The following is a 13991-nucleotide window of genomic DNA, read 5'->3' on the forward strand; positions in this document are numbered from 1 at the left end:
TCTGCTTTTTGGTTTTCTGCCCAAGCGTTTTCTCAATCTGAAAGTGCTTCTTCCTAACTTCGTACTATTAAGATCTAAATCTTCAAAGAGTTTGTTGAAATCATCTTCACTCTCTGTACCCATCTTACTTTGCTCGATACTGTTTAAAATGCTTTCCAAATCGCCCAAAATAAAATTACTTTCATTTTCGGTATTGGCATTGCCTTTTTTGGCTATAAAGCTGAACAACTCTTCTGGTTTTAAAAAGTAGCCTAATTTAAGTAAGGACTCTTCCCTAATGGCCTCTAAATCGTCTGGGTTGGTCACCAACAAGTAATCCTTAACCGTTTCGGTTTCCAGTAATTGATTGGCATATAGGTATTGTTTTTCGGAAAGGTATTTATAAAAAATAAAGCCTAGAATGTAATCTCTGAACTCATCGGCATCCATTTTACCGCGAAGTTCGTTGGCAATATTCCATAGTTGTTGCTCTAACAGTTTCTTTTGTTCTTCTGACATTCAATAATGATTATAAATTATAGGGAGAATATAAGCTTCTCAAATATAGAAAAACAAATCTTAACAAGCTGTTATTGGTGTTGTTTTCTATAATTGCATTTAAAAACAAAGACATATCAAAAATGGATAAGCTTGATCCGCAAACAAGTACAATACTTGAAACAGCAAAAACCACAGAAGATTAGTCTATGGTTTTTGTTATTGAAACACGATTTTCAATCCTCCTCCCGAAACCGTCGCATCTTTCCGGTAATCTCTTCTATAGCAATAAGAAACACGATGGGTAAATCATCCTTGTAAATTTTACTCGAAAACTCCTTGATAAAATCCAACTTGCGATGCTCTTTTCTGATGATTAAATCTTTAACACCCAATGAAAAATCATGCAAATAGGATTTCGCTTCGCTTCCAGACAATTCCTTGTAGGTCCCATGTACCAACACAGAATCCCAGTGATTCACCGATGTGATGTCTGAGACTTCCATACACACCTTATTCGCTTTTCTCATGGCAGTGATCTTATGGCCTTCCGAAGAATAACCAATTACCGCATGAACACGCTCATCATAAAAATAAGTAATGGGCGCAATAAAAGGTTCTGAATGATAAATATAAGCGAGATGACCGATATAGTTATTCGACAATACTCGTAGACTTTCCTCAGTGGTTAAATTTCTTCTCATGATGTTCTTATTTTCTGGTGACACTTGTGATGGTCATGCTTTTTTCAATTGGCACATACCCATCGCAATCATGACCTTAAGGTAGCTATTTTAAAACATAGGAACTATGACAATCGTCAGTTAATTCACTTATTTCTGTTTTAGTTTACCTGAGATCTAACGACTGTTAATTTTCTTAAAATCTGATATATATCATAGTTTATTCTTGTGTATGGACCTAACTTTAATAACAAAGTTGATGTATCATGAAACACATTCTTATTCCAACAGATTTTTCAAATAACGCGATGAATGCCATCCGTTATGCTTTAGAACTTTTCAAATACGAAAAGACGCATTTTTACATCTTGCATACCTATCAAGATGAGGTCTACAACGCAATTGAATTATTAGAATCCCACGATTTCGAAACCGTTGTTAGTACGCATGAAAAGACGTGTCACGTGAAGTTACAACAGGTATTAAAAACTTTAGAAAAGGCGTATCCCAATCCGAGACACCAATATGCGGTGATGTCGGCATATAATAGTCTTGTTGATGAAATTGACCTTATCACGGAAGGCAAAAATATCGACTTAATTATTATGGGAACCAAAGGCATTACCAATGATAAATCATTGACTTTTGGAAGTAATACCGTAAAGGTAATGCGCTATGTGAGTTGTCCTGTGCTTTCGATTCCTGAAGGGTACGAATACACACAACCCAAAAAAGTGTTGTTTCCAACCAATTATATGCTTCCGTATACACGACGAGAGTTAAAGCTACTGAAAGAAATGACCGTGCCTTATCGCTCTGTGATTGAGATGCTTTATATATCAAAAAGCGAACATTTATCGCGACGACAAGAAGACAACAAAGAATTTTTGACGCTGGAGTTAGCCGATCTTCAAGTCCATTTTAAAACCGAAGCTCACACAAATATCATCAATGGGATATTCTCATATGTCAAAAAACAGCATATCGATCTGTTGGTCATGGTCAATACCAGACATTCTTTTCTTGAACATCTATTATTTCAATCCACCGTTGATGAAATGTCCTTAAATCTGGACATTCCATTTTTAGCGATGCAAAATATAAAGCGGAACAACACCTAACAACTTTAAAAACACAGTACGATGAAACGCATATTGCTACCCACCGATTTTTCAGATAACTCATGGAACGCTATCAGTTACGCGCTTCAGTTATTCAAAGACCAAACTTGTTTGTTTACCCTGTTGCATACCTACACACCAGCCATCTACCAATTGGAAGCGGCACAATTGGGTGTGGCTCCTATTGGCTTAGAAAATGCTATGGAAGAAAGCTCGAGAAATGGCTTGAATACATTACAAAAGCGTATCGATAAAACCTTTAAGAATGCCAAGCATACCTTTTCTCATATCGCTGCCTTTAATACGCTCACTGCCGAGATCGAAGCGCTTTACCAAGGTGGTGTTATGGATTTAATTATTATGGGAACACAGGGCGCCTCTGGTATACAGGAAATTTTATTCGGTTCCAATACGGTGCATGTGATTAAAAACACTAAATGTCCGTTACTGGCTATTCCTAGTGGCTTTAGCTATGAAGCACCTCATGAACTATTGTTTCCGTCCGACTTTCAAATTAATTTTGAAGACCGTCATATCCAACCCATCACAGACCTAGCCAATCACTTTCATGCGCGTGTGAATATTTTACATATTTCCTACGGAAATGCGCTTTCCGAAGTGCAACTAAAGAACAAGAACAAACTGGAAACTTATTTTGAAAAAACGGCTCACCTCTTTCACAATGTAACGAATACGGATGTTCCGGATGCCATCAATAGTTTTCAATTAAAATCACGTATTAATTTACTCGTGATGATCAACAATAAACATTCGTTTTTTGAAAATCTGTTTTTTAAATCCACCATCAACCATATAGGCTTTCATTTAAACATTCCGTTTTTAGTCATTCCTTCCACATGATATATGCGCAATGACTTGCTAACAACACAAATTCTCTAATTATGAAAAAGCACATACTTCTACCAACTGATTTTTCTGATAATGCCTGGAGTGCCATTGTTTATGCGCTAAAGTTATTCAAGGACGAATCCTGTACCTTCTATTTGTTACATGCTGCCAATCTGCATCTTTCAGCCATGTCTACTAGCTCCAACACGCATCTGAAAACTATTTTGGATAATGCCGTGACAGAACTTATAGAATTAAAGTCGATGGCAGAAACGGTAAATGGGAATGCCAATCACCAATTTGAAATCATAACGAGCAAGGATCAACTCCTAAAGGCCATAGAAATGGCTGTTAAAACGCATCAGATTGATTTGGTAATTATGGGTACAAAAGGCGCTACTGGTGCTCAAGAGTTTTTCTTCGGAAGTCATACAGTACATGTTTTAACACATCTCAACGATTGTCCGATACTCGTCGTACCTGACGAATTTGATTTTGTACCACCTAAACAGTTGGTATTTCCAACAGACTACAAGCACTTTTTTGGTACCCAAGAATTACATCATTTAAAGCGGTTTGCCGCACTTTACGACAGTAAAATTCGCGTGGTATGTATTCTCGAGGATGGCACCTTGACCGAACTAGAAGCCTACAACAAGTCACAATTAGACAACTATCTCATGAACTACGATCATAGCTTTCATTTTATGCCAAAATATTCAAAAAAGACCAAGGAAATTAACGATTTTATAAAGGCCTTGGACATTGATTTATTGGTGATATTTCGTTACAAGCACCACATGATTGAGCGCATTCTGAAAGAACCTGTGATCAAGAAGATTGGTTTTCAGCCTCTAATTCCATTCCTAGTGATTCCTGAAGCACCCACAAAACCATAATTATGACAGTTCAAGCGATAGATATTATAAAAGCTTCAGGTGAGACCGCAAGGTTTTCAGAAGACAAACTTCGTACGTCTCTTAAAAGAACAGGTGCCGATGCAGCTACGATAAATCACATTATTGAGAAGGTACGTGCCGAATTGTACCAAGGCATTTCCACCAAAGAAATTTATAATAGAGCCTTTGCTTTATTAAAGAAGCAACGAGGTCATCTGGCATCAAAATACAAACTTAAAAAAGCTATTTATGAATTGGGTCCAACCGGATTTCCGTTTGAAAGGTTTATCAGTGCGGTGCTTCGAGCTTCCGGATTTCAAACTGAAGTGAATAAAATCCTACAAGGCAAATGTGTGACACATGAAATTGATGTGATGGCTCACAAAGATCATAGCACAACAATTATTGAATGTAAGTTTCACAGTGAACAAGGACTCAAATGCAATGTTAAAGTTCCCTTATACATTCACTCGCGCTATTTGGATATTAAGAATCATTGGACATCTAAAAACACCCTTGCTCAAGGTTGGGTAGTTACAAACACTAAGTTTACAAAAGATGCTCTGGATTATGGGCAATGTAGCGGACTCTACCTTTTGAGCTGGAATCATCCGAAAGATCACAGCTTGAAAGATCGTATTGATCAATGGCAGCTCTACCCTATTACCGTATCGACCTTACTCACCAAAAGAGAAAAACAATTTCTGCTTGAAAGAGACATTGTGCTTTGTCGTGAATTATTAAAATCACCCTTTTACTTAGACCATTTAGGAGTGTCTAACATCAGAAAAGAACGCATCCTTTCTGAAATCAAACAATTGTGTCATCAATAACTATAACTCATGGATCACTACGCTAAAATAAACTTTTTAGGAGCTTCAGGAACCGTTACAGGATCCAAGTTTCTCGTTGAAACTTCAGAAAAACACATCATGATTGATTGCGGGATGTTCCAAGGATTAAAGGAACTTCGTGAACTCAATTGGAACGATCTCCCTATTAAAGTTCATGAGGTCGATGTGGTGTTACTCACACATGGCCATTTGGACCACGTTGGCTATTTGCCCAGACTGATGAAACAAGGGTTTAAAGGAGCCATCATAGGAACAGCTCCAACCCTAGCCATAGCAGAAATCATTCTTCGAGACAGCGCCAAAATTCAAGAAGAAGAGGCCAACAAAGCCAATAAAGAGCATTACAGTAAACACGAGCCTGCTTTACCCTTTTATACAGTCAAGGAAGCTGAAACGACCATTCAAAAATTTGAAGTCGCTTTGGTCTATTCATGGCATCAACTCTCTGAACATATATCGTATCGCTTCCAGTACAACGGCCATATCATTGGTGCCACCTTCATTGAATTAGATATTAATGGCAAACGCTTGGTGTTTTCAGGGGATGTTGGTCGCAGAAATGATTATCTTCTAGATGACCCAAAATTACCAGAATGGGCCGACTATCTGTTTTTAGAGAGTACCTATGGCAATACATTGCATCCCAACGACGATGTAGAAACCAAGTTAGCCAAGCTCATTCTTGAAACCATTCAAAATAAGGGCAATCTTATCATTCCTAGTTTTGCTGTGGAGCGCTTACAAACGCTGATGTATATCTTATGGAAACTTTATAAGCAGCATAGAATTCCGAATATTCCCATTTTTATCGATAGTCCGATGGGTACAAATGTGCTTCAAGTTTTCAGGCGCTTTCCTAAATGGCACAAACTACCATTAGCCGAATATGAGGCGATGTGTGAGCATGTCAATATAGTGTCATCGTATAAAGAAACCTGGGAAACCATAGACGACAAACGTTCTAAAATCGTGATTGCTGGTAGTGGGATGGTCACAGGCGGACGCGTTCTTACCTATCTTCAGCAGCTTATAGAAGAACCTTCAACAACCGTTCTTTTAGTTGGATATCAAGCTGAAGGTACACGTGGACGACAATTGAAAGAAGGCGCTCATGAAATTCGTTTCTTCGGCAAATACTATCCTGTAAAAGCGCGCATTGAATGTATTGAAAGCTTATCAGCCCATGCCGATCAAAACGATTTATTACACTGGGTAAGTCACCTTAAAAATTTCCCCGAAAAAGTCTTTTTAATTCATGGCGAACCCAACGCTTTGGATGCCCTTCGTGTCAAACTTCAATCAGAATTCCACTGGAACGTTTGTATCCCTAAACTCACCGATGTGGACAAACTACTGTTATGATCTTTTAGCAAGTTACTTTCATATAAAATCCTCTAAATATGATATATATCATTTTAATGCTACAGTATAAAACGTAACTTAGAAGGACTAATGAGGAGGTTCTGAAGACTTTGTTCAAATCAAACGTTGGAAACAAACATCTTCATCAGTAAACACATAAAATCGCAAGCTCATCAACAACTCTATGAAAGTGGGGAACGGTATGAGGGACTGTTCCCTGCTTTTTACTAAAAACAACATCATGAAAACCACAAAAAAACATCAAAAATATACGGAATGGCTGAGTGCTGAAGAGATGCACAGCGCTTCTAAACAATGGTTATCTGAATTAGAATTCATTGAAGATGAGCACCTGTTTTTTAACGACTTGATCACGACGTTTACTTCGGAACTTATTGCGCCAGATAAATTCTCAAAAGGCCGAGAACTTATCGACTTGATATTTCAATCACAAAAACAAAATAACGTCCTTCAAAATGCCGTAAAAACGCATGAGAACGATTTACAAATCATGGTAGATGGCGTAAACCAAATCAAGGAAGAACAGGCTTATATGGAGGAACATTTAGGACTGATTTCATTAATCAATGATTTTCTGAAAGATTATAGAGTTTTAAAACGTGCCTTATTTGATTTAATTAAAACGATAAAAAAAGAAGACAAGCTTAGACATTTGATAAACCGTAAATAACCTTAATTCTCATACCATGAAAACCTTCATCGCCCTATGTTTTGGTCTTTTATTAGTTGGCTGTTCTTCCGTACAACTCACAGATTATTGGAAAAATCCGACGATCGACACTTATGAGCCCTACAAAATTTTGGTTGTTGGTATTACCTCTAATTTTGAAGCAAGACAGCAATTTGAAAGCCAACTTAAAAAGGCCTTCGAACAACGAGGAAGTCAAGCCGCCATGAGTATCAATTATATTAATGAATTTCAGGAGTCTAATGCTATGACCGAAAATCAATTAGATAGCCTAGAAACCAGACTGATTTTGGATGAATTTGATACGATACTCCTAACAAAGATTATTGGTGTTGAAGATAAAATTGTCTACAAGAAAAATTACAGAGGTCGCGACGAAACCTATCGGCGTTTTAAAGAAGAATATCTCATGTACCAAGATATCTTTTATAATCCTGATTATTATGAGGAATATACCATTTACCATGCAGAAACTTCTATGTATTGTATTTGTCCGTCAAAGGAGCGAGAGTTGCTCTGGAAAGGTTATATTAATATCACAGATCCCGTCTCCGTCTATAAAACAACCGAAGATTACAGTAAACTGGTCATGGCAATTTTGGAAGAACAACAGTTGGTACCTCAAACAACCAATTAGCACAAGTCACTAAATGCTATCAAGATACCTCCCTATTTTTGTCATTCTTTCACTCATAGCTGAGATTCTGGGCACTATTGGAGGTTTTGGTTCCTCTGTGTATTTTGTACCTATTGCTAACTTCTTTTTTGATTTTCAATCTGTTTTAGGGATAACGGCGCTCTTCCATTTGTCTAGTAATGTGAGTAAGATTGTCTTATTTAAAAAGGGTTTTGATAAAAGAATCGTATTAACACTCGGTATACCTGCCATCATTTTCGTTTCCATAGGTGCGTATTTCAGCAATTATTTTGACCCGAAAATACTGACCTATATCTTAGGCTTTTTTTTAATTGCTTTGAGCAGCCTTTTTCTCATTTTTAAAACATTGAAAGTGGCGCCTAAAACAAAAAATGCCATGATAGGAGGCGCTTTGTCTGGATTGAGTGCTGGATTATTGGGAACAGGTGGTGCTATAAGAGGGATAACACTAGCTGCGTTTAAAATGACTAAGGATAAATTTATCGCGACCTCAGCCATCATAGATTTAGGCGTGGATTTTAGTAGAACCATTATATATTATTTTAACGGCTACATGCACAAACACGATCTGTATCTAATTCCCATTTTAATTGTGGTGAGTATTATAGGCACATGGATTGGTAAAAAAATCCTAAATAAGGTCTCCCAAGAACAGTTTCGGATGTTTGTGCTCCTCCTCATCTTAGCTATTGGATTGATAAGTATCCTGACGAATTAAAGAACATAACACGTGCTGTCAAGCTAGAACTGGTTATTTATTCATTTGAATATCTCAAGAAAATAGCTGCGTTGTCATTGGTTTAGTGTATTATTCGCCTATCAAACTAAAGGCACCTTTTAATAAAAAGAGGGACTCTGTAGGTAAAGCCTTCTTAAAAGTCACCTCGCTATACCCCTCAAATGTGGCTCCAACGAGCACTTCTACTTGTTCGAACGTATAGACCTCGTTGTCTTGTTTTACCAAAACCAAGGCATAGTTGTGATTATCAATATCTGCAATAGCATCACTAGGTAAAGCGCTTTCTGTTTTAAATCCGGTGATGATTGAGGCATCAACGAACATCCCTGTCAAAAAATTATGTTGGTCTTCATCTTCAATATGACCATGTACTTTAATGGTTCTATTTGACGCTATGGCCGTTCCAACAAGATGTACTTCAGCCTTATAGGTCTCCTGTGAAACCTCAGGAATTTTGAATGAAATAACTTGATCTTTTTTAACCGCCATAATATCTTTTTCAAAGACCGATAGTTCCAGGTGGATGTGCTCATTATCAACGATTTCTAAAATTGAAGTTGCTGGTGACACATAACTCCCTTTCGTGATATGAATTTGAGTGATACTTCCAGAAATAGGTGCATAGATCCTCGCCTCTGAAGTGATTTGACCTGCAATAACTTGGCTAGGTGCTATATGAAGCATCCGTAATTGCTTATCTAAACCTTTATACTTTGCAACAGCCGTTTTATAAGCACTCTCTGCTTTTAAAAAGCTCTTTTGTGATGTAATGTTTTCAGCTTTCATGGTTTTTTGCCTATCGTACTCCGCTTTTAAATACGTGAGTTGCTCATGAATCTCCATATACTCCTGTTGTAGGGTCACAAATTCAGGGTTTTCCAAAGTCACCAATAATTGTCCTCTCTTGACAACATTCCCGACCAATAAAGGCGCTTGCTTTATATAACCGCCTCTTGTCGCAGTTACAACTGCCCGATTTTCAGGTGGTACATCAATCATGCCACTGGCTTTTATAGTTGTTGGAAAGTCTTTCTGCTCTATTGGTCCTAGTTGCATTTTTCCATATTCAAATTGCGATTGGGTCACCTCAATTAGTTCTGACTGCTGCAATGGATCCACAGCAACCTCTGTATCTGCAGTTTTTGATGATGTTTCACATCCTAACAATAGCAATGTCAAACTTAAGATACTTGTGATATATAAATGTCGTTTCATAACCTTGTTTTATTTTAAAGAGTTAAGTAATTAATAGCAATAACCGTGTTATTATAATCCTCTAATTTTGTGAGGTAATCCAATTGAATGGTATACGCGCTTTCTAAACTTTGTATGTATTGGTAAAAATCAATTTCGCCATTTCTGAAACTACCATTGGCAGTTTTTAAAATCTCATCGGAAAGTGCCGAACCTTCCTTCTCGTAGTAATCGATTGCCTTCTGTAGTTGCTCTAAGGTCAATTCTAAGGTCTCTCGCTTGGTCTCCAATTGAATTTTATAATTTTCAGAACTAGCTTTAACAACATTTTCTGCCGCTCTAGCCGCTTTAACTTTTGATGAACGGCCACCAAATACTAACGGTATTTTAACTCCAAACTGATAACCATATAGTTGGGTGTTGAGATCGGCATTCGTACCCTGAAAATATTCAAAACTTAAATCAGGTAGTAATTGCTGTTGTTCATAACGCCTTTCTGATGCCCTTAATGCTATACGATTTTCATTAAGTTTTAATTCTGGCAATTCATCAGTTGCTAATCGATTAATGGCAAGTTTTAATTCAGGAATTTGAAGCACCACAATAGAATCCTTTGATTGAACTAAGGCCTTTAATTGCGCATATGCTGCCGTTGCTTCCTTTTGTACCTTATCGTAATTTAGCTGAATGTGTTTTTGTTTGGAAGCCGCCGTAATCTTTTCGAGATAATTGGTTTCACCCAATTCAAATCGCCGACTTGCAATCCTTGAAAAATCACTAAACAAACTGTCTAATCTGCGATATACACGCACTTTTTCCCTAGCAATTTGATAGGTGTAGAATTTTTCGGTCACCAATTGCTTTAGGTGTTTTCTATTAATTTCCAAGGCACTCATACGCAATAAGTGTCTATTTTTCAGCACGCTTTTTTCCGATAAGTAAACCGTCGGAAATCGCATATCTTGTTGTATGCCAAACACTTTTAACGGTTGATTATTAAGGGCTAAATTATTCTCATCATACTGATAATACAATTGTGTTTTATCTAAAAGCGACGCACTGTTTATTAAGGCTTCAGCTTGCGCAACTTCCAGGGTATTGGCGTATAATCCTTGATTATTTTCTTGTGACAAGGCTATTAAATCGTTGAGATCCAACGCACTTGACTCTTGACTGTAACCAGCAAAAGACGCAGCTATTAAGAGAACGCTTAACACGGTTTTCGAAGGACTCGATTTACTAGTTTTCTTGTTGGATCTCTCACTATTAAATAACGCATACAATACTGGCAACACAATCATGGTTAGCAAGGTAGCTGTCACCAAACCTCCAATAACTACTGTTGCCAAAGGACGCTGAACTTCGGCACCAGCGTTGGTAGATACTGCCATAGGCAAAAAGCCTAAAGCTGCTGCTGATGCTGTAAGTAATACGGCTCTTAATCGATCCTTAGTTCCTTGTTTAATTAAGGCTTCCATACTGTCGAATTTTTTATGTTTTAATTCCTTAAAATGCTCAACTAATACAATCCCATTTAATACCGCAATTCCAAACAAAGCAATGAATCCCACTCCTGCAGAAATACTAAATGGCAAGTCCCGTAGCCACAGTAATAAAACACCTCCAACAGCTGCTAAAGGAATCGCAGAAAAAATCATCAAGGCATCTTTTACCGATTTAAATGCAAAGTATAGCAGAATAAAAATCAAAATGAGTGCTATGGGCACAGCAACCATTAACCGTGACTTTGCGCTTTGCAGATTTTCAAATTGACCACCATAAGCAACCGTATACCCAACAGGTAACTTAATCTGTTTATTGATTAAGGCCTTAACATCGTCAACAACCGATTGTAAATCCCGATTTCTTACGTTAACACCTACCACGATTCTTCTACGAGTATCATCTCGAGAAATTTTGGCGGCTCCCTTTTTAACAGAGATATCTGCCAATTCTCTCAACGGAATTTTCCCACCAGCGGGCAGATCCACAAAAAGGTTTTTTATATGGTCTATGTCCTGACGTTTGTCCTTATCCAAACGCACTACAAGATCAAAGCGTTTTTCGCCTTCAAAAACACTACCTACCGTTTTTCCAGAAAAACCCATGGACAACATATCGTTCAAATCTTGAATGTTCAATCCGTAGCGTGCAATCTTTGAGCGATCATACTGTACACTCATTTCAGGCAATCCAGCAATTTTCTCAACAGATATATCAGCAGCGCCTGGCACTTCTTCGATAAGTTCTCCAATGTCGTGACCTAATTTCGCTAAAATATCCAAATCTTCTCCAAACACCTTAATTGCAATATCTGCTCGAACACCTGTGATCAATTCATTAAAGCGCATTTCAATAGGTTGTGTAAACTCTACTTCCATTCCGGGAATTATAGCTAATGCCTCCTTAAATTTATCGGCGAGCTCATCCTTTGACTCTGCAGAAGTCCATTCACTTTTAGGTTTTAGGACAATAATAACATCGCTTTCTTCCATAGACATCGGATCTGTTGGTACTTCAGCAGCACCAATACGTGTAACTACTTGTTTAACTTCAGGAAATTCCTTCAACAAAATCGTTTCAATATCTGTCGTTATGGCTACCGTTGCTCCCAAGGAAGTCCCTGTTTTTAAAACAGGTTGAATCACAAAATCACCTTCATCTAGTGTGGGAACAAATTCACCTCCCATGTTGGTATAGAGATATACCGATAGAGCCAAAAGCGATACAGCGATTCCTAAAACAAGTTTCTTACTTTGTAATGCCCAATGTATGGTAGGTTCATAGCGTTTATTTAACCAAGACATTAATCGCACCGATACATTTCTGGAGGTGGCATTGGAAGGCTTTAAGAATAAAGAGGCCACTACAGGAACATAGGTAAAACAGAGAATCATCGCACCAATGAGTGCAAAACTAAACGTGAGCGCCATAGGTTTAAACATTTTACCTTCAACGCCACTCAATGAAAGAATTGGAATAAAAACAATAAGAATGATTAACTGACCAAAAACCGCAGAATTCATCATTTTAGAGGCTCCAGACAAGGTAATTTGATCTTTATAGTCTTGACGCTCAGACTTTGCCAAGCTTTGAATTTCGCTTTTATTTTGAGTAATCTTAAATGCAATAAATTCAACAATAATCACGGCTCCATCGATGATGATACCAAAATCAATGGCTCCCAAACTCATCAAATTAGCATCCACGCCAAAAACATACATTAATGATAATGCAAATAGTAAACACAGCGGAATCACGGATGCCACCACCAATCCAGAGCGCAAATTACCTAACAGAAGTACAACTACAAAGATGACAATAAGACATCCAAGCACTAGGTTTTCTGTGACTGTAAACGTTGTTTTTGCAATGAGTTCACTTCGATCTAAAAACGCATTGATATACACGCCTTCTGGTAGCGATTTTGAAATAGAAGATACACGTTCTTTGACAGCTTCAATCACTTTCTTTGAATTAGCGTTCTTAAGCATCATGACTTGGCCTAGAACTTTTTCACCTTCACCATTGCCAGTAATAGCACCAAATCGCGTCGCATTTCCGTAGCCCACATGAGCGACATCCTTCACATAAATTGGGATCCCATTTGTATTGGAAACTACGATTTGCTCAATATCTTCTAGTGAAGATACAAGGCCTTCTCCTCTAATAAAATAGGCTTGATTCACCTTTTCTATATAACCACCTCCAGAAACACTGTTATTCATTTCCAAGGCCTTAAACACCTGCTGTGCAGTGATGTTCATAGCCAATAATTTTTCAGTGTTGATGGCCACTTCATATTGCTTTAAATAGCCACCCCAAGTATTGACTTCAATAACACCAGGAATTCCCGAAAGTTGCCGTTTTACAATCCAATCTTGAATGGTTCTTAGATCTTCAGGTGTATATTGATTTTTGTAAGCGGGTTCTACATCCAAAACATATTGGTAGATTTCACCAAGACCTGTCGTGATAGGTCCCATTTCAGGAGTCCCAAAACCTTCGGGTATTTTTTCAGAAGCAGATTTTATTTTTTCTGAAATTAACTGTCGAGGTAAATACGTGCCCATCCCATCTTCAAAGACGATAGTAACCACCGACAATCCAAACTTTGACACAGATCGAATTTCGGTCACTCCTGGCAAATTGGCCATTTCCAATTCTACTGGATAGGTGATAAACTGTTCCATGTCTTGTGTAGACAAATTTCTGGAAGTGGTGATGACTTGTACCTGATTATTGGTCACGTCGGGAACGGCACCGATAGGAATTTGCGATAAGGAATACAATCCAAAACCGATAATAAATACGGTAAATAAGAGAACAATGAATTTGTTCTTAATACTAAAATTTATAAGATATGATAACATGTTTCATAAGATAATCAATGTGACATATCCAATTATAGACAAATTGGATAATGAATTTAAACTAAAACTGATG

General features: G+C 37.6%; 11 protein-coding genes and 1 pseudogene. 8 read left to right on the forward strand and 4 right to left on the reverse strand.

Features of this window, described 5'->3' with window-relative positions; all coding sequences use genetic code 11:
• Positions 1-45: 45 nt before the first annotated feature.
• Positions 46-498: pseudogene (locus tag ACU8DI_RS08005) on the reverse strand (type I restriction-modification system subunit M N-terminal domain-containing protein); the annotation flags it as partial.
• A gap of 215 nt (positions 499-713) precedes the next feature.
• Positions 714-1181, reverse strand: a complete 468-nt coding sequence (locus ACU8DI_RS08010; protein WP_447112245.1) for a pyridoxamine 5'-phosphate oxidase family protein — start codon at positions 1179-1181, stop codon at positions 714-716.
• A 245-nt stretch (positions 1182-1426) separates the two neighbouring features.
• Here ACU8DI_RS08010 and ACU8DI_RS08015 point away from each other — a divergent pair, with 245 nt between their 5' ends.
• The 8 genes from ACU8DI_RS08015 to ACU8DI_RS08050 all read left to right on the forward strand — a co-directional run bounded on the left by ACU8DI_RS08015 (position 1427) and on the right by ACU8DI_RS08050 (position 8330).
• The gene (locus ACU8DI_RS08015) at positions 1427-2281 is read left to right on the forward strand and encodes a universal stress protein (protein ID WP_447112246.1); all 855 of its coding nucleotides are present in this window, start codon (positions 1427-1429) and stop codon (positions 2279-2281) included.
• A 21-nt stretch (positions 2282-2302) separates the two neighbouring features.
• Positions 2303-3142 carry a universal stress protein gene (locus tag ACU8DI_RS08020; RefSeq protein WP_447112247.1) on the forward strand — a complete coding sequence of 280 codons (840 nt, stop codon included), beginning with the start codon at positions 2303-2305 and terminating at the stop codon, positions 3140-3142.
• 41 nt (positions 3143-3183) lie between these two features.
• Complete coding sequence (locus tag ACU8DI_RS08025) at positions 3184-4029, forward strand: universal stress protein (protein WP_447112248.1); 846 nt, start codon at positions 3184-3186, stop codon at positions 4027-4029.
• 2 nt (positions 4030-4031) lie between these two features.
• Positions 4032-4862 carry a restriction endonuclease gene (locus tag ACU8DI_RS08030; protein WP_447112249.1) on the forward strand — a complete coding sequence of 277 codons (831 nt, stop codon included), beginning with the start codon at positions 4032-4034 and terminating at the stop codon, positions 4860-4862.
• 9 nt (positions 4863-4871) lie between these two features.
• Entirely contained in the window at positions 4872-6245 is a 1374-nt protein-coding gene (locus tag ACU8DI_RS08035; RefSeq protein WP_447112250.1) for an MBL fold metallo-hydrolase RNA specificity domain-containing protein, read from the forward strand.
• Between the two features lie 241 nt (positions 6246-6486).
• Positions 6487-6936 carry a hypothetical protein gene (locus tag ACU8DI_RS08040; RefSeq protein ID WP_447112251.1) on the forward strand — a complete coding sequence of 150 codons (450 nt, stop codon included), beginning with the start codon at positions 6487-6489 and terminating at the stop codon, positions 6934-6936.
• Between the two features lie 16 nt (positions 6937-6952).
• Positions 6953-7591 carry a hypothetical protein gene (locus tag ACU8DI_RS08045; protein ID WP_447112252.1) on the forward strand — a complete coding sequence of 213 codons (639 nt, stop codon included), beginning with the start codon at positions 6953-6955 and terminating at the stop codon, positions 7589-7591.
• Positions 7592-7604: 13 nt separating this feature from the next.
• The gene (locus ACU8DI_RS08050) at positions 7605-8330 is read left to right on the forward strand and encodes a sulfite exporter TauE/SafE family protein (RefSeq protein WP_447112253.1); all 726 of its coding nucleotides are present in this window, start codon (positions 7605-7607) and stop codon (positions 8328-8330) included.
• Between the two features lie 90 nt (positions 8331-8420).
• Here ACU8DI_RS08050 and ACU8DI_RS08055 read toward each other — a convergent pair whose 3' ends face one another.
• Positions 8421-9566, reverse strand: a complete 1146-nt coding sequence (locus ACU8DI_RS08055) for an efflux RND transporter periplasmic adaptor subunit (RefSeq protein WP_447112254.1) — start codon at positions 9564-9566, stop codon at positions 8421-8423.
• Positions 9567-9580: 14 nt separating this feature from the next.
• Complete coding sequence (locus ACU8DI_RS08060; RefSeq protein WP_447112255.1) at positions 9581-13918, reverse strand: CusA/CzcA family heavy metal efflux RND transporter; 4338 nt, start codon at positions 13916-13918, stop codon at positions 9581-9583.
• Positions 13919-13991 lie beyond the last annotated feature (73 nt).

Source organism: Psychroserpens sp. BH13MA-6, assembly GCF_052983595.1.

Bases quoted from the DNA above. Each gene is read 5' to 3' on its own strand.
- ACU8DI_RS08010 (WP_447112245.1), bottom strand. From the start codon at position 1,181: ATGAGAAGAAATTTAACCACTGAGGAAAGTCTACGAGTATTGTCGAAT.
- ACU8DI_RS08015 (WP_447112246.1), top strand. From the start codon at position 1,427: ATGAAACACATTCTTATTCCAACAGATTTTTCAAATAACGCGATGAAT.
- ACU8DI_RS08020 (WP_447112247.1), top strand. From the start codon at position 2,303: ATGAAACGCATATTGCTACCCACCGATTTTTCAGATAACTCATGGAAC.
- ACU8DI_RS08025 (WP_447112248.1), top strand. From the start codon at position 3,184: ATGAAAAAGCACATACTTCTACCAACTGATTTTTCTGATAATGCCTGG.
- ACU8DI_RS08030 (WP_447112249.1), top strand. From the start codon at position 4,032: ATGACAGTTCAAGCGATAGATATTATAAAAGCTTCAGGTGAGACCGCA.
- ACU8DI_RS08035 (WP_447112250.1), top strand. From the start codon at position 4,872: ATGGATCACTACGCTAAAATAAACTTTTTAGGAGCTTCAGGAACCGTT.
- ACU8DI_RS08040 (WP_447112251.1), top strand. From the start codon at position 6,487: ATGAAAACCACAAAAAAACATCAAAAATATACGGAATGGCTGAGTGCT.
- ACU8DI_RS08045 (WP_447112252.1), top strand. From the start codon at position 6,953: ATGAAAACCTTCATCGCCCTATGTTTTGGTCTTTTATTAGTTGGCTGT.
- ACU8DI_RS08050 (WP_447112253.1), top strand. From the start codon at position 7,605: ATGCTATCAAGATACCTCCCTATTTTTGTCATTCTTTCACTCATAGCT.
- ACU8DI_RS08055 (WP_447112254.1), bottom strand. From the start codon at position 9,566: ATGAAACGACATTTATATATCACAAGTATCTTAAGTTTGACATTGCTA.
- ACU8DI_RS08060 (WP_447112255.1), bottom strand. From the start codon at position 13,918: ATGTTATCATATCTTATAAATTTTAGTATTAAGAACAAATTCATTGTT.